Raw genomic sequence first — 25,861 nt, forward strand, 5'->3', positions numbered from 1 at the left:
CCGTTCCGGGTCAGTTTGACCCGGAACAACCGCAGGGGGCAGTTTCATGGCCAAAGGATACTGGGTGGCGCATGTCGACGTGAACGACATGGAGGCCTACAAGAACTACATCGCCGCCAATGCCGAACCCTTCGCCGCCTATGGCGCGCGGTTTCTGGTGCGCGGCGGTCAGCGCCAGGTCAAGGAAGGTGCAGCCCGAGCCCGCACCGTGGTGATCGAATTCCCAAGCTACGAGGATGCGTTGGCCTGCTATGAAAGCGCGGGCTACCAGAAAGCCAAGGCCCTGCGCGAGCTGGTCTCGCTGGGTGATCTGGTGATCATCGAAGGCTATGACGGGTAGTCCGGGCTTGGCGGACCACAAAATACGGAATAGTCTGCGCCAATGTTGAAAAAGTTCTTTCAGGCGTTTCGCCCGCAGCAACAGACCACCTTGCCCGACCCGGACGCCGAACTGGCTCTGGGCGCGTTGCTGGTGCGCGTGGCTCAGGCCGACCGCGACTACAAACTGGAAGAGATCCGGTTGATCGACCGCATTCTGGCACGCCTGTATCAGCACAACGCGATCGAGGCCGCCAAGGTCCGCGCCACCTGCGAGAAGCTGCACGCCGCCGCCCCCGACACCGACACCTTCGGCAAGCTGATCCGCGAAACGACGGATTTGCAGGAACGGCTGGCCGCGCTGGAGGCCCTGTGGGAGGTCGTGCTGGCCGACGGAAACTCGGATGAAGGCGAGATCAAGATCGTGGAAGAGGCGCGCATTGCCATGGGGCTCAGCTACAATGACAGCCAGGCCGCGCGCGAACGGGTGCAAAGCCGCTTGGACGCGGACTGAGCCACCGCTATATCTGCGGCATGTTCAACGCCTTCCTGTCCCGGCTGACCCAGCCGCAGCCCGGTCCACTGACCGATGACGACGCCCGGCTGGCCTTGGCCGCCCTGCTGGTACGCCTTGCCCGGTCCGACGATGACTATGCCGACACCGAGATGTCGCGCATCGACAAGGTTCTGGCCGAGCGCTACGGCCTGTCCCCGTTCGAGGCCGCAGGGCTGCGTGCCCGGGCCGAGGACCTCGAGGCCGAAGCGCCCGACACCGTCCGTTTCACCCGCGCCATCAAGGATGCGGTGCCCTACGATCACCGCCTCGGCGTGGTTCAGGCGCTGTGGTCGGTGGCGCTGGCCGACGGTCAACGGTCACAGGACGAAGACTCGCTGCTGCGGCTGGTGGTCAGCCTTCTGGGCATCAGCGACGTGGACTCGGCCCGGGCCCGGCAGAAGGCGGCCAAATCGTGACGGCGATGCTGGGCATGTACGACATGCCCGCCCTTCGGCCCGTCAATGATCGCTTCTGGAGCCTGATTCGCACGCATTTGGCTGAAGGTCCGGGCCAACTGACCCGTGATCGCGATTTCTGGGAGATCTGGCAGGACCCTGACCTGGTCTTTGCCCAGACCTGCGGCATGCCCTATCGCACCCGGCTGCACGGCACGGTGCATCTGGTTGGCACCCCCGACTATGGCCTGCCGGGGTGCCCGCCGGGGTACTATTGTTCGGTCTTCGTCGCTTGCGCCGATGATGCGCGGGGTCTGCCCGAATTGGCAACCGGTGTTTTTGCCTACAACGAGGCCCTGTCCCAATCGGGTTGGTCCGCCCCGATCACGCATCTGTCCGAACTGGGCCTTGCACCGGCGCGCCTGCTGGAAACCGGCGGACACGCTCTGTCGGCGCAAGCCGTGGCCGACGGACATGCCGATTTTGCAGCACTGGACGCGCTGACATGGGTGCTGCTGCAAGAGCATACCGATCTGGGCCGGCGCCTGCGCCCGGTGGCAACCACGCGCCCCACCCCGGCGCTGCCTTACATCACTGCGATCACGCGCGATCCGGCACCCGTCGCCGCCGCGGTTCGCGCCGCGATCTCAGACCTTTCCCCGGCAGATCGCGCGGCGCTGCACATCCGCGGGTTGATCGACATTGCGCCTGATCTCTACCTTGCCGTTCCCAACCCGCCTCCGCCCGAGGCGGCAGTGCCCGAAAGCTGGCCAAATTGACCACTGTCCTTGGCCGAATCGGAGATTTCAGGTCTTGAACTTGTCATTTGCGCATTGCATTGCTCTGGTTTTTCGGCCCTAGTACCGCACCAACGCACTCAACAACACCAGGACGACCCGTGACAGACAGCACTCCCGTCATCGAGATCAGGAACCTGCACAAAAGCTTTGGCAATCTCGAGGTCCTCAAAGGAGTGGACATCACCGCCCATCGCGGCGACGTGGTGTCGCTGATCGGGTCATCGGGGTCCGGCAAATCCACCCTGCTGCGCTGCTGCAACCTGCTGGAAGACAGCCAGGAGGGCGAGATCCTGTTCAAGGGCGAGCCGGTGCGCTGGACGGGAACCCGCGATCATCGCCGCCCCGCCGATCCCAAGCAGGTGCTGCGCATCCGCACCAACCTGTCGATGGTGTTCCAGCAGTTCAACCTCTGGGCCCACATGACCATCCTGCAGAACGTGATGGAGGCCCCGATCACCGTGCTGGGCCGTGACCGGCACGAGGTCGAGGACAGCGCCCGCAGATATCTGGACAAGGTTGGCATCGGCGACAAATGCGACGCCTATCCCGCGCAACTGTCGGGCGGCCAGCAACAGCGCGCCGCCATCGCGCGCGCGCTCTGCATGGAGCCCGAGGCGCTGTTGTTCGACGAACCGACCTCGGCGCTGGATCCCGAACTGGAACAGGAAGTGATCAAGGTGATCAAGGATCTGGCCGCCGAAGGCCGTACCATGATCATCGTCACCCATGACATGCAGATGGCCGCCGACATTTCAAGCCACGTGGTGTTTCTGCACAAGGGCCTGATCGAAGAAGAAGGCTCGCCCGAAGATATCTTCTCCGCGCCCGAATCCGAACGGCTTCGGGGCTTCCTCTCCGCCACGATGGCGGCATAACATCAGAACAGTACCAAACAGGGGAGTTACCAATGAAAAACCTGATTCTGACCACCGCGGCACTGGCGCTTGGCGCCGGCATGGCCATGGCCGACACGGTCCGCATGGGCACCGAGGGCGCCTATCCTCCGTACAACTTCATCAACGACGCCGGCGAGATCGACGGGTTCGAGCGTGAGGTCGGCGACGAGCTGTGCAAACGCGCCCAGCTGGAATGCGAATGGGTCAAGAACGACTGGGACTCGATCATTCCAAACCTGGTGTCGGGCAACTACGACACCATCATCGCGGGCATGTCGATCACGGCCGAGCGTGACGAGGTCATCGACTTCACCCAGGACTACTTCCCGCCGACCGCTTCGGCCTATGTGGCCACCTCGCCCGACGTTGACGTGACCAGCGGCGTCGTCGCCGCCCAGACCGCGACCATCCAGGCCGGCCACGTGGCCGAGTCGGGCGCGACCCTGGTTGAATTCGCAACCCCCGAGGAAACCATCGCCGCCGTGCGCAACGGCGAAGCCGATGCCGTTCTGGCCGACCGCGACTATCTGGTGCCGTTGGTCGAGGAATCGAATGGCGAACTGGTCTTCGTGGGCGATCCGGTTCCGCTGGGCGGTGGCATCGGCATGGGCCTGCGCGAAAGCGACACGGAACTGCGTGAAAAATTCGATGCCGCGATCACCTCGATGAAACAGGACGGCACCCTGAACGAGATGCTTAAAAAGTGGTTCGGCGAGGACACCGCCACCTACGCACCTGACGGCTCGGTCGTCACCAACTAAGCATCCGGTCCTGCGGTTCGGCGCCACGCGCGCCGAACCCATCCCGGCCCCGCGCCGGGCCAGACGTTCGAAAGACGCCCCATGTTTTCCTACTGCGCTGATCCCGACACGCTCGGAACGTTCCGCTGGTTTTCATGCTATCTGACCAACGGCGTGCACTGGTCGTTCTACCTGTCGTTCATCAAGGTTCTGGCCTTGCTGGCGGTGACGGCCCCGGTGGCGTTGGCCTTCGGCTTTGCGGGGGCCATGGCGGCGCGGTCGCATGTCCCGCCGCTGGGCTGGCTGGGCAAAGGCTATATCGCCATCGTGCGCGGCGTGCCCGACATTGCGTTTTTCCTGTTCTTCGTGATCGCCCTGGACCAGGGGTTCGAGTGGATGCGGCATCAGGTGCTGTGTCCCGACTGGACCGATCCGATCCGCCAGGGCAACGATTTCCTCGTCTGCCCCCAGGCCAAGCTGCCGCTGGGCACCGCGCCGGAATGGGTGCACGAAACCTATGGCTTTTTCCTGGCCGTCATCACTTTCTCGATCGTGTTCGGTGCCTTCGCCGCCAACGTGCTGTTCGGCGGCATGCGCGCCGTTCCGCTGGCGCAGCTTGAAACCGCCGAGGCCTATGGCATGACCCGCCGCCAGACCTTCTGGCGCATTCTCGTACCGCAGATGTGGGTCTATGCCCTGCCCGGCCTGTCGAACCTGTGGATGGTGCTGATCAAGGCCACGCCACTGCTGTTCCTGCTGGGGGTCGAAGACATCGTCTATTGGGCGCGCGAGCTGGGCGGCACCAAGACCTCGAAATTCACCGCCTATCCGCATGGCGACTGGCGCATATGGTACTTCCTGTTCCTGCTGATTTTCTACCTTGGCATGACCCGCGTTTCCGAGATCGGCCTCGAACGGCTGATGCGCCGCCTGTCGCATGGCCAGGCCACCGCCGCCGGAGAGCTGCTGCGCAAGGAGACCACCGCATGAGCTGCCTGCAGACCATCCAGGATTACGGCCTGCGTTCGATCGGCATCGGCGAGCGCCTGCTGCCGCGCAGCGATTTCACTCTGTGCGAACAGTTCACCCTGATCGGTTCGGGGATGATCTGGAACATCTATTTCGGCGTGATGGCGCTGGCCACCGGGTTCTTCCTGGCCACGGCCGTGGCCCTGGGCAAGGCGTCCAGCCGCAAGTGGCTGCGCAAACCGTCCGAGTGGTTCATCTTCATCTTCCGCGGCTCACCGCTGTTCATCCAGTTCTTCTTTGCCTACTTCCTGTTCCTGTCGCTCAAGAAGACCTACCCGATGTTCGATGCCTTCACCTCGGCCTGGCTGGGGGCGCTGATCGTGCTGTTCCTGAACACCGCCGCCTATTCGGGCGAGATCTTCTATGGCGCGCTGCGGTCGATCCCCAAGGGTGATATCGAGGCCGCCGATGCCTATGGCATGTCCGGCTGGTCCCGCTTCCGCCGGATCGTGTGGCCCACCATGCTGCGGTTGGCCTGGCCCGCCTACACGAACGAGGCGATTTTCCTGTTCCATGCCACAACGCTGGTCTTCTTCTCGGCCTTCCCGGCCTGGCAGCAACGCGGGGACGCGCTGTACTATGCCAGCTATTTCGCCGACAAGACGTTCAACCCGTTCGTTCCCTACCCGATCCTGGCGTTCTACTTCATTCTGCTGACGCTGGTGATCGTGGGCGTGTTCGGCCTGATCAACAAGCGGCTGAACCGGCACCTGCCGGTGGCGCGCAAGGCCAAGATGCGGTTCCGCCTGAACCTGGCGCGCTGAGGCGCCGGGGCTCAGGCCATCCGCAACCGGCTCAGCATCGGGCAGTCCACCGACCCTTCGGCGCAATTTGCCGTCAGCTCGCTTAGGGCGGCCTCCAGGCGTTGCAGCTCGGCGATCTTGCGGCGGACGCTCTCCATGTGGCGTTGGGCCAATGCGCTGACATCTGCGCAATCAGCCGCGCCGCCCTCGGACAGGTCCAGCAGGGCCTTTGCATCGCTCAGCGAAAACCCCAGGTCACGGCAGCGTTTCAGAAACCGCAAACGCCCCACATCTTGCGCGGAATACAGCCGCCGATTGTTGGCCGCCCGCGCCGGGCGCGGCACGATGCCTTCACGCTCGTAGTACCGGATGGTCTCGATCCCCACGCCGCTTTGACGGGCCGCTTCGCCGATCGCAATCATGTGACCTCGTTTCGCTTGATCCTGTAGTGACTACAGGATTTATACCTCTGCTTACACGCTGCGGCAATGCTGCGGCCCCTGAATGACGGAGGAACTAGATGCGCGGATTTCTCGGCCTCAGCTTTGCCGGATCCCTGTCAGCCCTGGGCGTGGGCGCATGCTGCGTGCTGCCGATGACGATGATGTTGCTGGGCCTTGGCGGCAGTTGGCTGGCCATCTTTGGCAAGATCGCGGCGCTCAGCTACTATGTTCTGGCGGCCTCGACGGCGCTGGTCGCGGTGGCTTGGCTGGTGGCCTATCGGCGCAACAAGGTGCGCCATCTGAAATGGGGCCTGGCGGCCAGCACCGCGATGACCGCCCTCGCCTGGGTCGTCGTGTTCAATGAGGCCCGCATCAACGAATTTCTGATCCAGCAGATGTGAGACCATGACAGACACGCCCGTAACGCTTGAAAGCACCCTGACCTGCCCCGCCTGCGGCCACGCCCAGACCGAGATCATGCCCACCGACGCCTGCCAGTGGTTCTATGAATGCAGCGCCTGTCACACGGTGCTGAAACCCAAGCCGGGTGATTGCTGTGTCTATTGCTCGTACGGAACGGTGGCCTGCCCGCCCATCCAGCAGGGCGACAGCTGCTGCGGATAATTTGATCAAATATCGTGACAAGGGCAGAAAGCTCGACTAGGTTTGCCGCAGCACAGCTACGGAGCCCCAGATGGACCTTGCCGCCCTGCATACATTTCGCGTTGCCGCCTGCGACCTGAACGGCCAGATGCGCGGCAAACGCGTGCCCCCGTCTTACGCCGACAAGCTGGACAGCGGCGCGGTGCGGATGCCGTTTTCGGCGCTGAACGTCGATCTGTGGGGCGCCGATATCGAGGGCAGTCCGTTGGTGTTCGAAACCGGCGACGCCGATGGCGTGCTGCGCCCGACCGAGCGCGGCCCGGTGCCGATGCCCTGGCTGACCACACCCACGGCGCTGGTGCCGATGTGCCTGTACGACGATCACGGCACCCCCTTTGCCGGCGATCCCCGCCATGCGCTGGCCGCGGTCCTGTCGCGCTATGCCCAGCGCGGATGGAGAGTGGTCGCCGCAACCGAGCTGGAATTCACCCTGCTAGATTCCTCGGGCGCGCAACCAAAGCCCCCGCACAACCCGGTCACCGGCCGTCGGCTGCGTGGCGAAGCGGTGCTGTCGATGGCCGAAATGGACGCCTTCGACGCCTTCTTCACCGAGCTTTATGACGGGTGCGCCGAAATGGGAATTCCCGCTCAGACGGCAATTTCCGAAAGCGGCATCGGCCAGTTCGAAATCAATCTGAACCATCAGGATGCCATGCGCTGCGCCGATGATACGTGGCTTTTCAAGGCATTGACCCGTGGGTTGGCCCGCAAGCACGGCTTTACCGCGACCTTCATGGCCAAACCCTATGCCGATGATGCGGGGAACGGGATGCATGTACACTTCTCGGTGCTGGATGGCCAGGGCCGCAACGTCTTTGACGATGGCGGACCCGATGGCACCGAGACGCTGCGCTCGGCCGTTGCCGGCTGTCTGGCCGCCATGCCCGGCAGCACCCTGATCTTTGCTCCGCACGGCAATTCGTACACGCGGCTCGTGCCCGGAGCCCATGCCCCCACCGGCGCGGCCTGGGCCTATGAGAACCGGACCGCCGCGATCCGCATTCCGGGCGGTGCGCCCGCCGCCCGCCGCATCGAGCACCGCGTGGCCGGCGGCGACATCAACCCCTATCTGATGCTGGCCGCGGTTCTGGGCGCGGCTCTGATCGGCATCGAGGACGACCTGCAGCCCCCCGCCCCGATTACCGGCAACGCCTATGAAATCGACGGTCTGCCGCAACTGGCCGCTGACTGGGCCTCGGCCGTGACCGGGTTCGAGTCCGACCCGATCGTCGCGCGCATCTTTCCCGCTGATCTGATCCGCAACATGGCCATGACCAAACGGCAGGAAATCGCGCGCTTCGATCAGATCCCGCCGGACCAGCACTGGCTCAGCTATCTCGAGGCCGTCTGACCCCCTTGCCCGCTCCCGGCGACTCGGCTAGATTAAATTTGATCAAATTTGGTGAACCATGAAAATCGGCATTTTGCAGACCGGCCACGCGCCCGAACCGCTGGAGAAGAATTTCGGCGACTATGACGCCATGTTCCGCACCCTGCTGGATGGCAACGGTTTTGATTTCGTGACCTACGCCGTGGTCGATGGCGAATTTCCCGACGGCCCCGATGACGCCGATGGCTGGCTGATCACCGGGTCGCGTCACGGCGCCTATGAGGATCACCCGTGGATCCCGCCGCTTGAAGAGCTGATCCGCCGGATTCAGGCGGCCGGCAAGCCGCTGATCGGCGTCTGTTTCGGCCACCAGATCATCGCGCAGGCCCTGGGCGGCAGGGTCGAGAAATTCAAGGGCGGCTGGGCCATCGGGCGCACAGAATACGATTATGACGGCGAAACCGTCAGCCTGAACGCCTGGCATCAGGATCAGGTCACCCAACGACCCGAAAGCGCGCGCCTGCTGGGCACCAACCCGTTCTGCGAAAACGCGATGCTGGCCTATGGCGACACGATCTGGACCGTGCAGGCCCACCCGGAATATTCCAACGACTTCATCCGGGGGCTGATGGACACGCGCGGCAAGGGCGTGGTGCCCGATGCGCAGATGAAAGACGCGAAGGCCCGCGAAGCCGCCCCCGATGACAACGAGCGGATCGGCCGCCTGATGGCCGATTTCCTGAAGAAAGAGAGGGCCTGATGGCCGATTGGACAGACCAGCTGCCGCAGGCGGCACGCGACTATATCGACGGGCACCGGCTGGACGAGGTGGAATGCATCATCTCGGACCTGCCCGGCATTGCCCGGGGCAAGGCGGTTCCCGCGTCGAAATTTGCCCGGCAGTCCTATTTCCACCTGCCCGACAGCATCTTCTACCAGACCATCACCGGTGACTGGGGCGAAGCCGCCGGCGAGGATGGCTTCATCGAACGCGACATGATCCTCAGGCCCGATTTCACCACCGCCACCGCGGCGCCGTGGACGGGGGACTGGACGTTGCAGGTGATCCACGACGCCTATGACCGCGACGGCGATCCGATCCCGTTCAGCCCGCGCAACGTGCTCAAACGCGTGGTGCAGCTGTACAGAGACAAGGGCTGGGAGCCGATCGTCGCGCCCGAGATGGAGTTCTTTCTGGTTGCCCGCAACGTGGACCCGGCCAAGGGAATCGAGCCGATGATGGGCCGCTCGGGCCGTCCGGCTGCCGCGCGGCAGGCCTATTCCATGACCGCCGTGGATGAATTCGGCCCGGTGATCGACGACATCTACGATTTCGCCGAGGCGCAAGGGTTCGAGATCGACGGCATCACCCAGGAAGGCGGCGCCGGGCAGCTTGAGATCAACCTGCGCCACGGCGACCCGGTCAAGCTGGCCGACGAGGTGTTCTATTTCAAACGCCTGATCCGCGAGGCCGCGCTGCGTCACAACTGCTTTGCCACTTTCATGGCCAAACCGATCGAGGACGAGCCGGGATCGGCCATGCACATCCATCACTCGATCATCGACACCGAGACGGGCAAGAACCTGTTCTCGGGGCCTCAGGGCGGCGAGACCGATGCGTTCTACAACTTCATCGCCGGTCTGCAGCTGCACCTGCCGGCCGGGCTGGCGGTGATGGCGCCCTACGTCAATTCCTACCGCCGGTACGTCAAGGACCACGCCGCCCCGATCAACCTGGAATGGGCGCGCGACAACCGCACAACGGGGATCCGGGTGCCGCTGTCGGGCCCCGACAGCCGCCGGGTGGAAAACCGCATCGCCGGGATGGATTGCAACCCCTATCTGGGCATCGCCGTGTCGCTGGCCTGCGGCTATCTGGGGCTGGTCAACCACGACCGACCGCGCCGTCAGTTCTATGGCGACGCTTACGAAGGTGACGGCGACATCCCGCAGGTCATGGGCAACGCACTGGATCTGTTCGACGAGGCCGATGCCTTGCATCAGGTTTTGGGCCCCGAGTTCGCCCGCGTCTACAGCATCGTGAAACGCGCCGAGTACGAGGAGTTCCTGCAGGTGATTTCGCCGTGGGAGCGTGAACACCTGCTGCTGAACGTCTGAGCCATGTGCGCCATGAACCTGCTGTACAGCAACGACAAACGCGGCACCTACCCGCCCAGTTGGTATGCCGCCACCGCGCACCCGCGAACCCCGACCGAGCCGCTGCGCGGCGATGTCACCGCCGACGTTTGCGTCGTGGGTGGAGGGTATACAGGTCTTTCGACCGCGCTGCATCTGGCCGAGGCCGGGTTCAGGGTGGTCCTGCTTGAAGCGCATCGCGTAGGTTTCGGCGCCTCGGGGCGCAATGGTGGCCAATTGGGCAGCGCCCAGCGCATGGATCAGGAGGACCTGGAAAAGCTGGTCGGGCGCGACGACGCGGCCAAACTGTGGGATCTGGCCGAAGACGCAAAGACGCTGGTCAAATCGCTGATCGAACGCCACGGCATCGATTGCGACTTGAAACCGGGCATCGCCACGTTTGGCTTCAGCGACGGCGAACGGGGCGAATTACACGCTCACGCCAAGCACCTGAAATCCGCCTATGGTTATGACCAGATCGAGCTTCTGGATGCCGAAGCCGGGCGCGCGCTCTGCCCCTCACCGGCCTATGCGGGCGGCTATCTGGACAGGGGCGCGGCCCATCTGCACCCGCTGAACTATGCGCTCGGCCTGGCCGAGGCCGCCTTGGCCGCCGGTCTGACGCTGCACGAAAACACCGAGGTGCTGGGCATCGAGGAAGGCCCTCGCGTCACCGTTCGCACCGAACAGGGTTCGGTCACGGCCGGCCATCTGGTTCTGGCCTGCAATGGCTATCTGGGCAACCTGAGCCGCAAGGTCGCTGCGCGGGTCATGCCGATCAACAATTTCATCGCCGCAACAGAACCCCTGGGCACCGAGGCCGCAAAGGTTCTGACGCAGGACGTGGCCGTTGCCGACACGAAATTCGTGGTGAACTATTTCCGGCTCAGCGCCGATGGGCGGCTGTTGTTCGGCGGTGGCGAGAGCTATGGCTATCGCTTCCCGTCCGACATCGCCGCCAAGGTGCGCAAACCGATGACCGAGATCTTTCCGTATCTGCGCGACGTTCGGATCGACTATGCCTGGGGCGGCACGCTGGCCATCACCATGCGGCGAATGCCCTACCTGACACGACTGGCGCCGAACATCCTGTCGGCCTCGGGCTATTCCGGTCATGGGGTCGGCACTGCGACCCATGCCGGTCAGTTGATGGCGCTGGCCATCCAGGGTCAGGCCGAAGGGTTCGACACGATGGCCCGCGTGCCTGCCCTGCCTTTTCCCGGAGGCCCGGCCCTGCGCAGCCCTCTGCTGGTGCTGGCGATGACATGGTATGCCCTGCGCGATCGGCTGGGCCTTTGACCCACGACTTGTGACGGTTCGGTGAAATTTCGCCCAACAGGCGAATGAAGGCTTGGTTTACGCGGGCTTTCATTTTATCTTTTCCAAACATAGAATTTGGGATTATCAAATATGACGCTGCCACCCAACGTCCACGACGCCGAACCCATCCCCGCCGCTGCCAAAGACGCGATCGAGTCCCTGATGCAATCCGGGGACCTGTTCCGCTATACCGCGCCGCAGGACGCGCCGGTTGCTTTGCTTGAGGCCGAGTTCGCCGCGTTGCTGGGCAGCAAATACGCGCTGGCGGTGTCGTCCTGTTCGGCGGCTCTGTTCCTGTCGCTCAAGGCGCTGGGGCTGCCGCGGGACGCGCGGGTGCTGATCCCGGGCTTTACCTTTGCAGCGGTGCCCTCGTCGGTGGTACATGCCGACTGCGTTCCGGTCCTTTGCGAGGTGGGCGACAATTACCGCATCGACATCGACGATTTCGCGGCCAGGCTCGACGGGGTTCAGGCGGTGATCATCAGCCACATGCGCGGCCATACCTCGGACATGGACGCGATCATGGCGTTGTGCGACGCGCGCGACATCCCGGTGATCGAGGACGCGGCCCATTCGCTGGGCACCACCTGGCATGGCCGCAACATCGGCACCATCGGCAAGGTTGGGTGTTTCTCGTTCCAGTCCTACAAGATGATCAACGCGGGCGAAGGGGGCATCCTTGTCACCGACGACGCCGACCTGGTCGCCCGCGCCGTGATCATGTCGGGCGCCTACGAGCACAATTGGAAGAAACACAAAGGCCCGCACGGCCAGAATACACCTGATCTGGAGCAGGCCTTTGCCCGCTGGCAGAACAAGCTGCCGCTCTACAATCTGCGCATGAGCAACCTCAGCGCCGCGGTGATCCGCCCCCAACTGCCCGAACTGGCGCGGCGGGTGCGGGACGGGCTGGCCAACCACGATTATGTCGCGCAGCGCCTGAACAGTTCACCGCATATCCACGTACCCGACCCGTTGGCACCGGAGCGCCGCGCGCCGGATTCGATCCAATTCAACCTGGTCGATCTTGACCAAGACCAGATCAAGGCATTTGCCGCCGCCGCCGAGGGCCGTGGCGTCAAGGTGCAGGTCTTTGGTCTGAGCGAGGACAACGCCCGCGCCTTCTGGAACTGGCAGTTTCTGCCAGAACAGGTCGAGTTGCACAAAACCCGCGCAATGCTGATGAAAGCCTGCGACGTGCGCCTGCCGGTGCGCCTGACCCGCGCGGAACTGGATGTAATCGCCGACATCATCCTGGCCTCGGTCGGCGAGGTTACCGCGCCCGAAGTGGCCTTCGGCACCTGACCCCAACACAGTAAAGAAAAGGCCCGGGTTGTCCGGGCCTGTCTGGCATCAGCTGAGCTTGGAAAGCTTCTGCTGCAACTCGGCCAGTTGTTTCTTGATGTCGTCCAGGTCTTCCTTGGACTCGGACTTGCCTTCTTCGTCCTTGTCCGGCCCGGACCAATTGCCCGACAGCCCGCCTGTCATGGCCTTCAGGAACGCCTGCTGCTGCGCCTGCATTGCTTCGAACCCGGGCATGCTGCTCATGGGGTTCATCGCGTTCATGTTTTCCATCATCTTGGTCTGGCTTTCGCGCAGCATCTCAAAGCTGGATTGCAGGAATTGCGGCATCATGCCCCCGCCCGGCAGCATGTAGCTGCGCACCAGATCGTTCAGCACGTTCACCGGCAGCACGTTTTCGCCGCGGCTTTCATGTTCGGCAATGATTTGAAGCAGATACTGGCGGGTCAGGTCGTCGCCGGTTTTCAGGTCGATGATCTGAACCTCGCGCCCGTTGCGGATGAACCCGGCGATGTCCTCGAGCGTGACATAGTCGCTGGTCTCGGTGTTGTACAGCCGACGGCTGGCATAGCGCTTGATCAGCAGAGGTTTTTCTTTGTCCGACACCGTTTACCCTCCCCAAGGATGATGCGTTGCAGCAGAGGTTATGCGACCGCAGCACAAAAAGAAAGGGCAGGTCACAGGACCTGCCCCTGGCGATTGCACCGGTTGGGAGGGATGGGTGCGTTTCGCGGATCTTGCTTACTTGGCGGCCGTTGCTTTCTTGGCAGCAGCGGTCACGTCGTTGGTGGCCTTCTTGACGGCTGCGGTGGTTTCTTCCGCAGCTTCCTTGCCGGCAGCCATCAGCAGTTCGACGGTTTCCGACTGCAGCTTCTTGGCGATTTCAGCGAAAGCGGCCAGGTTTTCCGCCGCCACTTCAGCCGAAGCGCTGGCAAAATCGGTTGCGGCTTTTGCATAGTCGGCCGGCTCGGCCTTGGCTTTCGACATCTCGGCCAGCTTGGCCAGGGTGTCCTTGGTCCACTTGCTCGAGATCTCGGCCGATTTCTCGGCGGCTTCCAGCGCAACGCCGGACAGTTTCTCGTTCAGGGTCGCGGTCGATTTGAACGCGTTTTCCATTGCGGTGGTGTCCACCGGGAAAGCACCCATCATTTCCTTCAGGGTCGCGGTAAAGTCTTGGGTCTTTGCCATTGTCCTAATCCTTTCAGCCGGTCCGGGCCCACCCCGGGTTCATCAGCTTGAGGACAATATGTATGCCGCATCGCAGCATTTCAAGGATTTTTTGCTGCGCTGCAGAATTTATTGAGGTTTCAGAATGAAATCAGACCCTTGGCTTGGCCACGACATAGGTGCCGGGCGCCGGGGCCAGCGGTGGATGGTCCGAATCACCGGGCGTGCGCGCGGAAACCTGTTTGCCCGACCGCTTTTTCAACCACGCCTCCCAGCGCGGCCACCACGAGCCTTCGTGAAAGGTGGCATCCTTCATCCAGGTGTCGGCATCCGCCTTCAGGTCGTCATTGGTGTAGTGCCCATATTTCTTCTTGCTGGGCGGGTTCACGATGCCCGCAATGTGCCCGGATTCGGACACCACGAAGGTCTTCGACCGCGACCCCATCTGTTGGACCCCCCGGTAACAGTCCTTCCAGGCGGCGATGTGATCGGTCTCGCAGGTGATCGCCATCAACGGCACATCCACGTCGCGCACATGCAGCTTGTGGCCCATCAACTCGAACCCGTCAGTGACGAACTCGTTGCGCTGACACAGGCCGCGCAGATACTGCACCACCATCCTGGCCGGCAGGTTGGCCCCATCGCCGTTCCAGTACAGCAGATCGAAAGCCGGAGGCGTTTCCCCCATCATGTAGCTGCGCACCGCCGGGGCATAGACCAGATCACGCGCCCGCAGAAACGACATGGTCCGCGCCATGATCCATGACCGCAAAACGCCGATGCGGTTCACCTCCTCTTCGATCTCTTCGATGAAGTCCTCCTGCAGGAATGGCGTGAACTCGCCCTGATCGGAAAAATCCGTCAGCGCGGTGAAGAAAGTTGCGGATTTGACCGATTTGTCGCCCCGCTGTTTCAGCAGCGACAAAGTCAGGCCCAGCGTGGTGCCCGCTATGCAATAGCCGACGGCGTTCACCTGCTTGACCTTGCAGATCTTCTTGGCCTCTTCGATCGCGGTCAGATAGCCGTCCTGAACATAGTCCTCCATGCCGGTCTCGGCATAGCTGGCATCGGGATTGACCCAACTGACCACGAACAGGGTATAGCCCTGCTCGGTGATCCATTTGATCAGGCTGTTTTCAGGTTTCAGGTCCAGGATGTAGAACTTGTTGATCCAGGGCGGGAACAGAACGATCGGGATCTCATGCACCGTTTCGGTGGCCGGCGCGTACTGGATCAATTCCATCATCCGGTTGCGATACACCACCTGGCCCGGTGTGGTCGCCAGGTTGCCCCCCACCTCGAACGCTTTCTCGTCCGCCAGCTTCACCACCAGCGCGCCGTCATTGGCCTCGAGGTCTGCCACCAGGTTCTCGAGCCCCTGGATCAACGACTGGCCGTCGGTCTCGATCGCCTTCTGCAGCGCGTCCGGGTTGGTCGGCAGGAAATTGGTGGGTGACATCATGTCGACGATCTGCTGCGCCATGAAACGCAGGCGGCGCTTGTCTTTTTCGTCCAGGTCCTCGACGGATTCGACGGCCTGCGCGATTGCCTCGGCATTGGTCAGGTATTGCTGACGCACCAGACGGAAATAGGGGTTCTTGTCCCACAGCGGATTCGCAAACCGCTTGTCACGCGGCGCGCCGGTTTCCGTGTCCTCGTCTCCGCCCAACAGCGCTTGCTGCGCCGCAGCAAAATTCAGAACGGACTTGCCCCAGTATTCGATCTGCTGTTCCAGCAGCTTGGCGGGGTTCTGCAGCGCTTCGGCCCAGTAAGCCGTTGCCGCCTTTGCCAAAACTTCCTGATTCGGGACGTCCAGCGCGGGATTGTGCGGTTTTCTCGCCGCCATCACCTCGACCAGCCGTTTCGACAGCGCCTCGACCTTCGCCATGTTTTCCTGAAGCCGCTCAAGGTGTTCGTCGGTCATGTCCGGCGTCCCGCCTTCGCTTGTTGCCATTTTAACAAATCCCCCCTAACCTCGCTGCTGTGCAGAATATCGTCGTGGGCACCGGGGGGCAAAGCGGCGAATGGTCCGACATCTCGGATGGAAACTCAGGAGGCCGCTTCCGTGCGCTACATGATGACCTACGACCTGATGGAGTCGATGCGGAACACCAACCAATGGCTTGGTGCAACCGCGAACACCTTTGCATCCTACCCCGCCTTCGCCATGGTTCCAAACCCGGTCTTCAACTGGATGGCCGCCTGGGGCGAAGTCACGGAGCGCACCTTCAAACGCATGGTCGCCAAGCCCGACTGGGGCATCCGAACATTCACCTGCGAAGACGGCAAAGATCATCTGGTGGAAATCACCTCCGTGCTTGAGCGCCCCTTCGGCGATCTCATCCACTTTCGCGTGAATGGCCGCGAAGAGCAACCGCGCAAGGTGCTTTTGGTTGCGCCGATGTCGGGGCACTATGCCACGCTGCTGCGCTCGACCGTCAAAAGCCTGCTCGTGAATTGCGAAGTCTATATCACCGATTGGCATAACGCGCGCGACATCCCCGTATCCGAAGGCAAGTTCGATATCGAGGACTACACGCTGTACCTTGTCGATTTCATGAAGGAGCTGGGGCCTGACACCCATGTGGTGGCCGTCTGCCAGCCCGCGCCGCTGACCTTGGCCGCCACCGCCTACCTGGCCGAGAAGGACCCCAAGGCGCAGCCCAGCACGCTGACCTTGATCGGCGGCCCCGTCGATCCCGACGCGACGCCGACCGAAGTCACCGATTTCGGCCGCCGCGTGACCATGGGCCAGCTTGAGGAAACGATGATCCAGCGCGTGGGCTTCAAATACAAAGGGGTCGGCCGGATGGTTTATCCTGGCCTGTTGCAGCTGGCATCTTTCATGTCGATGAATGCCGAGCGCCACGGCAAGGCTTTCTCGGACCAAATCCACCGCGTCATGCGTGGCGAGGCATCGGACCACGACGCCCACAACCGTTTCTACGATGAATACCTCGCCGTCATGGACATGACCGCCGAGTTCTACCTGTCCACCGTCGAGCGGGTGTTCAAGAACCGCGAAATCGCGCGGAACGAGTTCGTCGTGGATGGCCACAAGGTGGATATCGGCAAAATCACCGATGTAGCGGTCAAAACGGTGGAGGGCGCCAATGACGACATCTCGGCGCCCGGCCAGTGCATCGCGGCGCTGGATCTTTGCACCGGCCTGCCCGACAGCAAGAAGGCCAGCCATGTCGAACCCGGCGCCGGGCATTACGGCATCTTCGCCGGGCGCAGCTGGCGCGACAACATCCGCCCGCTGGTCATTGAATTCATGAACGAAAACAGCCGCAAGCCGAAACGCCGCGCCGCCAACAGCAACAAGGTCGCGTGATACCCGGCGCCACAGCGCCGTCGCTGACCTTCGCCTGCACCTGCGGCGGGCTGAGCGGCGAGGTCAGCGCCAAAGGCGTGGCCACCGGAACCCATGTCGTCTGTTACTGCCCCGATTGCCGGGCCGGGCAGCTGTATTTCGGCCAGCCCGACCCTGCGCCCGGTCCGGTGGACATATTCCAGATGTCGCCGGAATACATCCACATCACCAAGGGGGCCGAGAACCTGGCGGTGATGCGCCTTGGCCCCAAGGGGTTGTTTCGCTGGTACGCCAAATGCTGCAACGCCCCGCTGGCCACCACCACCAGCAACCCGAAACTTCCGTTTGCCGGGTTTGACGTGGCCCGATTTGCCGATCCGGCGCCGTTGGGTCCGGTAAAGACCCGCGCCCATGTTCCGCAGGGCAACGGCAAATGGAAGCACGAACGGCCAGGTCCGGCAGTTCTGGGCATGATCCGTCGTGTGCTGGGCGCGCGCCTGTCCGGTCGTTGGCGGCAAAACCCGTTTTTCAACGCCGACACCGGTGAACCGGTCGCGCCACCGCATGTGATCACCCGCGAAGAACGCGCAGCCCTCTACGACTAGAAAATCCGCAGCGGGATATTCAACCACTCGGTCAGCGCGGCAGTCGTTTCCTCGGGAGCTTCCAGCGTGGGCAGATGCCCGGCGTCATTCACCACGTGCAAGACGGCTTCGGGGATCAACTCGGCCATGAAGCTGTGCTTGCGCACTGGCGTCAGCGTGTCATGCGCCCCGCACAGAACCAGCGTCGGCACCTTGATCCGGCGCAGGGTGCCCTGCTGATCCGGGCGCCGTTGCAGCGCGCGCATCTGGCGCACGAACAGATCCGGCCCCAACTCGGCCGCCATCTGCAGCATGTCGCTCAGGATCGGAAGGCGCCGCGGCCCCGGCGCCAGGATGTCCGTTCCCATGATCTTGCGCATCACTTCCTCCAGCCGCCCGGCCTGTGCCCCCACGATCAGTTCTTCGCGGTTCGCGGCGATCTGGGGGGTGTCGGCCTGCGCATCGGTCGCCATCAGGCACAGCCGCGTCACCCGGTCGGGCGCCCGCCGCACCAGCTCCAACGCGACGACGCCGCCCATGCTCAGCCCGGCCAGGGCAAAGCGGTGCGGCAACTGGTCCAGCAAGCCCGAGGCGATTTCCTCGATCCGGTCGCCGCCGCCGATGGGCGCGACCGTCACCGCCCGATCCCGCGAAAGCCGGGCGATCTGCGGCCGAAACAGACGCGCATCACACATCAGACCGGGCAACAGCACCAGCGGCTCGATCACGCGGGGCCTCCTTTTGTCTGCCGAACGCGTCGGCGTTTTCGTCAGGATGAAAGGTTGCGCACCGCCGGGCAAGGCCAAAAATCACGGATAGCGAATACCCCGGAACGGCGGGAAATCGGCATAGCGCGAACGCCGTGCGTCGGGTGGCTCGTCCGGCTCGGCGCCGGCCCGCAACAGGCTGCCGCGCGGAGCGATGTAGCTGTCGATCCGGCGCAGCGGAACGGGCCGCCACACCAGGTTGAACGCGCAGAGCCTGGGAAAGAACCAGATCTCGGAATAATCCAGATGATCGTGCATCCACCACGCCAGATCCCGCCAGTCGCGGCCCTGCGCGTACCGGTCCGCGAACCACGGGATCACCACCGATGCCCCCGCGATCCGCGCATCCCCCCGTCTCCGGTCCCAGATATGGCATTCCAGCGGATGATCGTTGCGGGCGCAGTTCAGCTTGCTCTCGTTGCCGAAGCGGTTCAGCGACGGCGAGCGATAGCCCGAGCGCACGGCAACCCGGCCAAAAGTCTCCTCGAGCGGGTCCAGCAGTATCTCGCACAAGGCGCGTCCCGTTTCGATGGCAAGGTCCGGGTCGTCGGGAATGTTCTGCCGGGCGTGAAAATTCCCGATTTCGGAATACAGGAAATCGCGCATGAAGAAATGCCGCGACAGCCGCACCCGGCCCAGCGCCTCGAGGCTCCACATGCTGCCCGGCTTGCGCATTCTCCACCTCTGTCCTCTGGCCGAAGGCCTATTCGACCCCCAGGCTCCCCAGCCACTCCAGAATACCCTGCACCGTGGCCGCGTCCTGCCCGGGCGAGGTCAACCGTCCCGCAACCACATGCGAATAGGGGTCGTCGCCCGGCCCCATCGTCACCGTATGCACGGTTGCGGGTGCGCCCCATGCGGCGGCGATTTCGCGCGTCAGGTCCGGCCGCACGACCTTGTCCTCATCCGAAAACCAGAACAGCGCCGGCACCAGAGCCCCAGAGAAATCCAGCGCCCGGACCCGGTCGACCAGCACCGACATCGGCACCACGGCCTCCCACGGATAGACCAACGTCCAGTACCTGTTCCGTTCGGCGTCGTCGCCCGACACGTCGCGGGTTTCCCCCATCAGCAACGGCAGCCAGCTGCGCGCCCATGGCAGCGAAGGGATCCAGGATCCGGCCGCCTGCACCCCGAAATTGGGCGAGATGAACACCATCCCGACCACATCCTTGCTCAGTTCGGGGTCCAACGCCGCAGCTGCCGCCAAGGTCCCCCCGGTCGAGGTCGAGATCACGATGACCTTGTCGCCCACGGCGCGGGCGGCGGCCAGACCCTCGGCCATGTCCCGCATCCAGCCCGAGGCCGTCCCCTCGGCCATCGCATCCGGCCCGCGCCCGTGCCCTTGCAGGCGTGTATAGACCAGATTGGCCCCCAGCGCGTCGGCGATCCTGTCGGGCACCGGGCGGATTTCCTCGGACGAAGCCGAGAACCCGTGGACATAAAGCACCGAATAGGGCGTGCGCCGTTCCTTGAATCCGTCCCGCCAGATCACCCGCTTTTCGACACCCGGCACGATATCGTCATAGGCGGACTCGATGCTTTCGAAATAGACCTGAACCCCCTCTCCGAACTTGCGCGGATCGAACCGCGGGCGCAGATCCACCTCTTCACGCGGGCCGAACCAGTAGATCAACCCGCCGACCACCCCCAACGCCAGCAAGGCCCGCCCGAGAAACCGCCCCAGCCGTCGCATCAGTTTGCCCCCATCACGTCGCGAACCGCATCTTCGATCAACCCCAGGCACGCCCCGTCCGAGAACCGGTGATCGGCATCCTTGACCAGCAACAACCGCATGTCCGGCCCGCTGGCATGGTCCAGCAACCGCACCGCCGTATCGACCGAAACCGCCGTATCGGCCGTGCCCTGAAGGAACCGCACCGGAAACGGCAGGTTCAAGGGCGAGCGCAACACCAACCGCGTCCGGCCATCCTCGATCATCCGCTTGGTGATGATGTAAGGCTCCATGTAGTCCGAGGGCAGTTCCACATGCCCGACCGTCTCCAGCGCCTCTTTCTGTTCGTCGGTGAACGAGGCCCAATAGCCGTCCTCGGTGAAATCCGGCGCCGCCGCGATGGTGACCATGCCGGCGATCCGCTCGGGCATGGCCCGCGCCAGCAGCAACGCCTGCCAACCGCCCATGGACGAACCCACCACGATCAGCGGTCCCTTGGTCAGCGTTGAAACCGCCGCAACCGTATCCTCGTGCCAATCCCCGATGCAGCCGTCCTCGAACCGGCCGGAGCTTTCCCCATGCCCGGAATAGTCGAACCGCAAAAAGGCCTGCCCACGCGCCCGCGCCCAGTCCTCAAGATGCACTGCCTTGGTGCCCTCCATGTCCGACTTCAAACCGCCCAGAAAAACGACCGTGGGCCCTGCCCCTTCGCTCTTGTGATAGGCCAGCCGCCGCCCCTGCGGCGTGTCCAGAAATGTCGTCGCTGCCATGAAACCCTCACTTGCTTTTCCAGCATCATGCACGCGCCGCGCCCAAGTGCAATTCCCGCCCCCACTTCATCTGGCCCCAAATATCCCGGGGAGCGCGAGGGGCTGGCCCCTAGCCCTTGACACAGACCCAACCACCTGCCACACGGGCCCGACACCATAACCCGCAACCGGGCGTTCTGTGGGCGCCAAACCGACGAGGAGAGCCAGATCATGGCCTTGGATTCAAAATCCGTCTCTCTTACCTTCCCCGATGGCAATTCCCGATCCTACGCCGCAGGCGTCACGCCCGCGCAGGTCGCTGCCGACATCTCCACCTCGCTGGCGAAAAAGGCCATTTCGGCCTCCGTCAACGGCCAGCACTGGGACCTGCAGTGGCCCATCGAACAGGATGCCGAAATCGCCATCCACACGATGAAGGACGAGGCCCAGGCCAACGAACTGATCCGCCACGACTTCGCCCACGTGATGGCCCGCGCGGTGCAGGAAATCTGGCCCGACACCAAGGTCACCATCGGTCCGGTCATCGAAAACGGCTGGTATTACGACTTCGACCGCGCAGAACCCTTCACGCCCGAAGATCTCGGCCTCATCGAGAAAAAGATGAAAGAGATCATCAACAAGCGCGACCCCGTCACCACCGAGATCTGGGACCGCGAGCGTGCCATCGCGTTCTACAAGGCCAACAACGAGCCCTACAAAGTCGAGCTGGTCGAGGCGATTCCGGGCGACGAGCCGGTGCGCATGTACTGGCACGGCCACTGGCAGGATCTGTGCCGCGGCCCGCACCTGCAGCATACCGGCCAACTGCCCGGCGACGCGTTCAAGCTGATGTCCATCGCCGGCGCCTACTGGCGCGGCGACAGCAACCGCCCGATGCTGCAGCGCATCTATGGCGTTGCCTTCACCGGCAAGGAAAAGCTCAAGGCCTATCTGCACATGCTGGAAGAGGCCGCCAAGCGCGACCACCGCAAGCTTGGCCGCGAGATGGACCTGTTCCACATGCAGGAAGAGGCTCCGGGCCAGATCTTCTGGCACCCCAACGGCTGGACCATCTACACCACGCTTCAGGACTATATGCGGCGTGCCCAGCACCGCGGCGGCTATGTCGAGGTCAACACCCCTCAGGTGGTGGACCGCAAGCTGTGGGAACGCTCGGGCCACTGGGACAAGTACCAGGAAAACATGTTCATCGTCGAGGTTGACGAGGAACACGCCCGCGAAAAGGCCGTGAACGCGCTCAAGCCGATGAACTGCCCGTGCCACGTGGAAATCTTCAAGCAGGGTCTGAAATCCTATCGCGACCTGCCGCTGCGCATGGCCGAGTTCGGATCCTGCGCGCGCTACGAGCCTTCGGGCGCGCTGCATGGCATCATGCGGGTCCGCGGCTTTGCCCAGGACGACGCGCATATCTTCGCGACCGAGGACCAGATCGGGGACGAATGCGCCCGCTTCATCGGGTTTCTGACCGATGTCTACAAGGATCTGGGCTTTGACAGTTTCAAGGTCAAATTCTCGGACCGCCCCGAACAGCGCGCCGGATCGGACGAGGTCTGGGACAAGGCCGAAGAAGCCCTGCTGACCGCCACGCGCGCCGCAGGGGTCGAGCCGGAACTGAATCCCGGCGAAGGCGCTTTCTATGGGCCTAAGCTGGAATTCGTCCTGACCGACGCGATCGGGCGTGACTGGCAATGCGGCACCTTCCAGGTGGATTTCGTCCTGCCCGAACGGCTGGACGCCACCTATATCGGCGCCGATGGAGCCAAACACCGCCCGGTGATGCTGCACCGCGCCTGCCTGGGGTCGTTCGAACGGTTCATCGGCATCCTGATCGAAGAACACGCCGGCAAGCTGCCCTTCTGGCTGGCGCCGCGTCAGGTCGTCGTGGCCTCGATCACCTCCGAAGCCGATGACTATGTTCTGGAAGTGGTCGAGACGCTCAAGGCCGCCGGTGTCCGGGCCGAGGCCGACATCCGCAACGAGAAGATCAACTACAAGGTCCGCGAACATTCGGTCGGCAAGGTTCCGGTGATCCTGGCCGTCGGCCACCGTGAGGTCGAAGAGCGCACCGTCAGCGTCCGCCGACTGGGCGAGAAGCAGACCCGGGTCCAGTCGCTCGAGGATGTAACAAAAGAGCTGGCGCGCGCGGCCACGCCACCCGATCTTCTGTAACAATCGGCACAGTCTTGCCGCCAATCCGGCCCCCGATACGGGGCCGGATTGAAACACTTCCAAATTTCTCTAGCAAAAACATAAATTTAACCCTCAATAGGCTCTAACATGTCTTGACGCCCGCGTGAGACACGGCCTCGTGAATTCAAACGCGCGGCGTCTGTAGCTAAATTTGAGATGTCACAAGCAGACATACGCAAGCACGAAAAGGATTACCCGAGATGTCGAACACCGCAAAAACCCTCGTCATTGCCAGCGCCGTCGCCGCAGCCGTTGCGGGCTCTGCAACCACCGCGACCGCGCAGGCCAAAGAGAAGTGCTATGGCATTTCAAAGGCCGGTCAGAATGATTGCGCCGCCGGTCCGGGCACCACTTGCGCCGGCACCTCGACCGTTGATTACCAGGGCAACGCCTGGACGCTGGTCGATGCGGGCACCTGCACCGATATCGAGTTGCCGGCACAGGCCGATGGCACCCCGCGCAAGGGCTCTCTGGAACCGCTCGAGCGTGACCTGCCGGCATAACGCGACCTGAGGGATGAACGGGGCGGGCACAGTGTCTTGGCCCGCCCTCTTTCTTGCTCGAAAGGATCAGGCCCATGTTGGATGATGCTCGCAGACAGAACCGCCTGCCCACCGCGCCCGGGGTCGGCTACAAGCCACAGCATTATGCCGAAATCCTTGCGCAACCCGGCCCGGTCGGTTGGCTGGAAATCCACGCCGAGAACTACATGGGCGACGGCGGCCGACCGCTGGCGCAACTGCGCCACCTGTCCGAACGGTTTCCCATCTCGGTGCACGGCGTGGGCCTGTCCATCGGTGGCGAAGCCTCCTTGGACGCCGAGCATCTGGCCCGCCTGAAGCATCTTGTCGGCTGGCTGAACCCGGCCAGCTTTTCGGAGCATCTGGCATGGTCCACTCATGACAGCCAGTTCCTGAATGATCTGCTGCCCCTGCCCTATACCGACGCCACGCTGGCCCGCATCTGCGATCATATCGACCAGGTGCAAGAGACTGTGGGCCGGCAGATGCTGTTGGAAAATCCCTCCAGCTATCTCGCTTTTTCCGAAAGCACGTGGTCTGAACCCGACTTCCTGCGCGAGGCCGCGCGCCGCACCGGCTGTGGCCTGCTGCTGGACGTCAACAACGTCTTCGTCTCGGCCACCAACCTGAACTACAGCCCGCAGGCCTATATCGACGCCTACCCTCTGGACCAGGTCGGAGAAATCCACCTGGGGGGCCATGACGAGGATCAGGACGATCACGGCCAACCCCTGCTGATCGACAGCCACGGCCGCGCCGTCGTCGATCCGGTCTGGGCGTTGCTGGATTATGTGCTCGACCGGTCAGGCCCCAAACCCGTGCTGATCGAATGGGACAACGACGTGCCCGACTGGCCCACCCTGCGCGCCGAGGCCGAGCGCGCGCAATCCGCTCTGGACCGGATCCCGGCATGAGCGTTTCGCAATCAGAATTCCGGGCGGCCCTGCTGGACCCGGCGGCCCCAGTGCCCGAGGGGCTGCTGGACGACCAGGCCCGCCCCGCCGGACGCCGTTTCAGCGTCTATCGCAACAACGTGGCCGTGTCGCTGACCGAAGCCATGCACCAGGCCTTTCCGGTCATAACCAAACTGCTGGGTCCGCAGAACATGGACGGTCTGGCCGGGATCTATCTGCGTCAGCATCCGCCGACCTCTCCGCTGATGATGTTCTATGGCGAGAACTTCCCCGAATTCCTCGCCGGTACCGAGCAACTGGCGCATCTTGGCTATCTGCCCGACGTGGCGCGGCTCGAACTTGCCTTGCGCCGGGCCTACCACGCCGCCGACAGCCATCCGATCGCGCCCGACGCGCTGGCCGCCATGCCCCCCGAAGACCTGATGCAGGCCCGACTGGGCTTTGCCCCGGCCATGCAGCTGATCCGGTCCGACTGGCCCATCCACGCCATCTGGCGGTTCAACACCGACGACGGCGCGCCAAAGCCTGAACCGGTCGCGCAGGACGTGCTGATTACGCGCCCCGAATTCGACCCGTCACCGCACCTGCTGCCACCCGGCGGGTTTGACTGGATCACCGCCATGCAGGCCGGTCAGACCATTGGCCGGGCCTTCGAGGCAACCACCGCCCGGACGCCCGCGTTCGATTTGGGCGCCACCCTGGCACTGCTGCTGCAGGGCAGTGCGATCACTTCTGTCACCATCGAAAGGCCGGAAACATGACTGCCCTGATTTCTCTGCACAATTCCGCATTCGGAAAACTGGACCACGCCGCGAACTGGCTGACGCCGACCTTGGCGCGGCTGACCTTCGTTGCGGTTCTTCTGGTCTATTACTGGAACTCGGCCATGACCAAGCTGGGCAGCGGCTTTTTCGGGTTCCTGTTCCCCTCGGATGGGGCCTATGTCCAGATCTTCCCCAAGGCGATGGAGGCCGTCGGCTATGACAGCTCGCAGCTAGGGTTCTTTACCTGGCCCGTTGCGGTCGCCGGAACCTGGGCCGAATTCATCCTGCCTGCATTGCTTCTGGTGGGGTTGTTCACCCGCCTTGCCGCCCTGGGCATGATCGGGTTCGTCTGGGTCCAGACCTTCACCGACGTCACCGGGCATGGGGTCAAGCTGGGCGGTCTGTTCGACAACACCATCACCCTGATGGATCAGCGGGTCATGTGGACCTTCCTGTTCGTGGTGATCGTGATCAACGGCGCGGGCCCGCTCTCGCTCGACCGGGTTCTGCGCTTGAAATAAG

General features: G+C 63.3%; 30 protein-coding genes. 22 read left to right on the forward strand and 8 right to left on the reverse strand.

Annotated features, from left to right (window positions below; all coding sequences use genetic code 11):
- Positions 1–46 precede the first annotated feature (46 nt).
- From F3H26_RS10905 to F3H26_RS10940, 8 genes are all read left to right on the forward strand, one after another.
- The gene (locus tag F3H26_RS10905; protein ID WP_149776082.1) at positions 47–340 is read left to right on the forward strand and encodes a DUF1330 domain-containing protein; all 294 of its coding nucleotides are present in this window, start codon (positions 47–49) and stop codon (positions 338–340) included.
- 42 nt (positions 341–382) lie between these two features.
- Positions 383–832, forward strand: coding sequence for a tellurite resistance TerB family protein (locus F3H26_RS10910; protein ID WP_149776083.1), 450 nt, complete (start codon positions 383–385; stop codon positions 830–832).
- A 20-nt stretch (positions 833–852) separates the two neighbouring features.
- Positions 853–1,290, forward strand: a complete 438-nt coding sequence (locus F3H26_RS10915; RefSeq protein ID WP_149776084.1) for a tellurite resistance TerB family protein — start codon at positions 853–855, stop codon at positions 1,288–1,290.
- A 5-nt stretch (positions 1,291–1,295) separates the two neighbouring features.
- On the forward strand, positions 1,296–2,048 hold the full coding sequence (locus tag F3H26_RS10920; RefSeq protein WP_149776128.1) for a phosphate/phosphite/phosphonate ABC transporter substrate-binding protein: 753 nt from the start codon (positions 1,296–1,298) through the stop codon (positions 2,046–2,048).
- 119 nt (positions 2,049–2,167) lie between these two features.
- Positions 2,168–2,944 carry an ABC transporter ATP-binding protein gene (locus F3H26_RS10925; RefSeq protein WP_149776085.1) on the forward strand — a complete coding sequence of 259 codons (777 nt, stop codon included), beginning with the start codon at positions 2,168–2,170 and terminating at the stop codon, positions 2,942–2,944.
- A gap of 32 nt (positions 2,945–2,976) precedes the next feature.
- Positions 2,977–3,726: a transporter substrate-binding domain-containing protein gene (locus tag F3H26_RS10930; protein WP_149776086.1), complete on the forward strand. Its 750-nt coding sequence runs from the start codon at positions 2,977–2,979 to the stop codon at positions 3,724–3,726.
- 81 nt (positions 3,727–3,807) lie between these two features.
- Complete coding sequence (locus F3H26_RS10935; protein ID WP_149776087.1) at positions 3,808–4,695, forward strand: ABC transporter permease; 888 nt, start codon at positions 3,808–3,810, stop codon at positions 4,693–4,695.
- Complete coding sequence (locus F3H26_RS10940) at positions 4,692–5,498, forward strand: ABC transporter permease (RefSeq protein ID WP_005982159.1); 807 nt, start codon at positions 4,692–4,694, stop codon at positions 5,496–5,498. The genes F3H26_RS10935 and F3H26_RS10940 overlap by 4 nt, the downstream gene beginning before the upstream one ends.
- Before the next feature lie 11 nt (positions 5,499–5,509).
- Here the strand turns inward: F3H26_RS10940 and F3H26_RS10945 are convergent, their stop codons facing one another.
- Positions 5,510–5,899: a MerR family transcriptional regulator gene (locus F3H26_RS10945; protein ID WP_149776088.1), complete on the reverse strand. Its 390-nt coding sequence runs from the start codon at positions 5,897–5,899 to the stop codon at positions 5,510–5,512.
- 98 nt (positions 5,900–5,997) lie between these two features.
- Between F3H26_RS10945 and F3H26_RS10950 the strand changes: the two genes are divergently transcribed.
- From F3H26_RS10950 to F3H26_RS10980, 7 genes are all read left to right on the forward strand, one after another.
- Entirely contained in the window at positions 5,998–6,321 is a 324-nt protein-coding gene (locus F3H26_RS10950; protein WP_149776089.1) for a hypothetical protein, read from the forward strand.
- A 4-nt stretch (positions 6,322–6,325) separates the two neighbouring features.
- A complete protein-coding gene (locus F3H26_RS10955; protein WP_149776090.1) occupies positions 6,326–6,544 on the forward strand; it encodes a GDCCVxC domain-containing (seleno)protein in 219 nt (72 codons plus the stop codon).
- 70 nt (positions 6,545–6,614) lie between these two features.
- Positions 6,615–7,934 (forward strand): glutamine synthetase family protein, encoded by a 1,320-nt coding sequence (locus F3H26_RS10960; RefSeq protein WP_149776091.1) that lies wholly within the window; start codon positions 6,615–6,617, stop codon positions 7,932–7,934.
- A gap of 58 nt (positions 7,935–7,992) precedes the next feature.
- On the forward strand, positions 7,993–8,673 hold the full coding sequence (locus F3H26_RS10965; RefSeq protein ID WP_149776092.1) for a type 1 glutamine amidotransferase: 681 nt from the start codon (positions 7,993–7,995) through the stop codon (positions 8,671–8,673).
- On the forward strand, positions 8,673–10,031 hold the full coding sequence (locus F3H26_RS10970; protein WP_149776093.1) for a glutamine synthetase family protein: 1,359 nt from the start codon (positions 8,673–8,675) through the stop codon (positions 10,029–10,031). The genes F3H26_RS10965 and F3H26_RS10970 overlap by 1 nt, the downstream gene beginning before the upstream one ends.
- Before the next feature lie 12 nt (positions 10,032–10,043).
- Positions 10,044–11,348 (forward strand): NAD(P)/FAD-dependent oxidoreductase, encoded by a 1,305-nt coding sequence (locus F3H26_RS10975; RefSeq protein WP_149776094.1) that lies wholly within the window; start codon positions 10,044–10,046, stop codon positions 11,346–11,348.
- A 111-nt stretch (positions 11,349–11,459) separates the two neighbouring features.
- Positions 11,460–12,674, forward strand: a complete 1,215-nt coding sequence (locus F3H26_RS10980; protein ID WP_149776095.1) for a DegT/DnrJ/EryC1/StrS family aminotransferase — start codon at positions 11,460–11,462, stop codon at positions 12,672–12,674.
- A 48-nt stretch (positions 12,675–12,722) separates the two neighbouring features.
- Here F3H26_RS10980 and phaR read toward each other — a convergent pair whose 3' ends face one another.
- From phaR to F3H26_RS10995, 3 genes are all read right to left on the reverse strand, one after another.
- A complete protein-coding gene (phaR, locus tag F3H26_RS10985; RefSeq protein ID WP_149776096.1) occupies positions 12,723–13,277 on the reverse strand; it encodes a polyhydroxyalkanoate synthesis repressor PhaR in 555 nt (184 codons plus the stop codon).
- A gap of 135 nt (positions 13,278–13,412) precedes the next feature.
- A complete protein-coding gene (locus F3H26_RS10990; protein WP_149776097.1) occupies positions 13,413–13,859 on the reverse strand; it encodes a phasin, PhaP in 447 nt (148 codons plus the stop codon).
- Between the two features lie 130 nt (positions 13,860–13,989).
- A complete protein-coding gene (locus F3H26_RS10995; RefSeq protein WP_149776098.1) occupies positions 13,990–15,792 on the reverse strand; it encodes a PHA/PHB synthase family protein in 1,803 nt (600 codons plus the stop codon).
- A gap of 111 nt (positions 15,793–15,903) precedes the next feature.
- Between F3H26_RS10995 and phaZ the strand changes: the two genes are divergently transcribed.
- Positions 15,904–17,175, forward strand: a complete 1,272-nt coding sequence (gene phaZ / locus F3H26_RS11000) for a polyhydroxyalkanoate depolymerase (RefSeq protein WP_149776099.1) — start codon at positions 15,904–15,906, stop codon at positions 17,173–17,175.
- Positions 17,172–17,759 (forward strand): DUF6151 family protein, encoded by a 588-nt coding sequence (locus tag F3H26_RS11005; RefSeq protein WP_223162483.1) that lies wholly within the window; start codon positions 17,172–17,174, stop codon positions 17,757–17,759. The genes phaZ and F3H26_RS11005 overlap by 4 nt, the downstream gene beginning before the upstream one ends.
- On the opposite strand, the gene F3H26_RS11010 is transcribed toward F3H26_RS11005, so the two are convergent.
- From F3H26_RS11010 to F3H26_RS11025, 4 genes are all read right to left on the reverse strand, one after another.
- Entirely contained in the window at positions 17,756–18,466 is a 711-nt protein-coding gene (locus F3H26_RS11010) for an alpha/beta fold hydrolase (RefSeq protein WP_149776100.1), read from the reverse strand. The two genes, F3H26_RS11005 and F3H26_RS11010, sit on opposite strands and share 4 nt — an antisense overlap.
- Positions 18,467–18,547: 81 nt before the next feature.
- Positions 18,548–19,162 carry a hypothetical protein gene (locus F3H26_RS11015; protein ID WP_149776130.1) on the reverse strand — a complete coding sequence of 205 codons (615 nt, stop codon included), beginning with the start codon at positions 19,160–19,162 and terminating at the stop codon, positions 18,548–18,550.
- Positions 19,163–19,208: 46 nt separating this feature from the next.
- Positions 19,209–20,201, reverse strand: coding sequence for an alpha/beta hydrolase (locus tag F3H26_RS11020; protein WP_149776101.1), 993 nt, complete (start codon positions 20,199–20,201; stop codon positions 19,209–19,211).
- Positions 20,201–20,950 carry an alpha/beta fold hydrolase gene (locus F3H26_RS11025; protein ID WP_149776102.1) on the reverse strand — a complete coding sequence of 250 codons (750 nt, stop codon included), beginning with the start codon at positions 20,948–20,950 and terminating at the stop codon, positions 20,201–20,203. Before F3H26_RS11025 ends, F3H26_RS11020 begins: the two co-directional genes overlap by 1 nt.
- Positions 20,951–21,160: 210 nt before the next feature.
- On the opposite strand from F3H26_RS11025, the gene thrS reads away from it, so the two are divergent.
- From thrS to F3H26_RS11050, 5 genes are all read left to right on the forward strand, one after another.
- The gene (thrS, locus tag F3H26_RS11030) at positions 21,161–23,119 is read left to right on the forward strand and encodes a threonine--tRNA ligase (RefSeq protein ID WP_149776103.1); all 1,959 of its coding nucleotides are present in this window, start codon (positions 21,161–21,163) and stop codon (positions 23,117–23,119) included.
- A gap of 221 nt (positions 23,120–23,340) precedes the next feature.
- The gene (locus tag F3H26_RS11035; protein WP_149776104.1) at positions 23,341–23,643 is read left to right on the forward strand and encodes a BufA1 family periplasmic bufferin-type metallophore; all 303 of its coding nucleotides are present in this window, start codon (positions 23,341–23,343) and stop codon (positions 23,641–23,643) included.
- 74 nt (positions 23,644–23,717) lie between these two features.
- Complete coding sequence (gene bufB / locus F3H26_RS11040; protein WP_149776105.1) at positions 23,718–24,575, forward strand: MNIO family bufferin maturase; 858 nt, start codon at positions 23,718–23,720, stop codon at positions 24,573–24,575.
- Positions 24,572–25,336, forward strand: a complete 765-nt coding sequence (locus tag F3H26_RS11045) for an HvfC/BufC N-terminal domain-containing protein (protein WP_149776106.1) — start codon at positions 24,572–24,574, stop codon at positions 25,334–25,336. The genes bufB and F3H26_RS11045 overlap by 4 nt, the downstream gene beginning before the upstream one ends.
- Positions 25,333–25,860, forward strand: a complete 528-nt coding sequence (locus F3H26_RS11050) for a DoxX family protein (protein ID WP_149776107.1) — start codon at positions 25,333–25,335, stop codon at positions 25,858–25,860. The genes F3H26_RS11045 and F3H26_RS11050 overlap by 4 nt, the downstream gene beginning before the upstream one ends.
- Position 25,861: the final 1 nt, after the last annotated feature.

The organism is Ruegeria intermedia (assembly GCF_900129345.1).
In the GTDB taxonomy this organism is placed as follows: Bacteria; Pseudomonadota; Alphaproteobacteria; order Rhodobacterales; family Rhodobacteraceae; genus Ruegeria; species Ruegeria intermedia.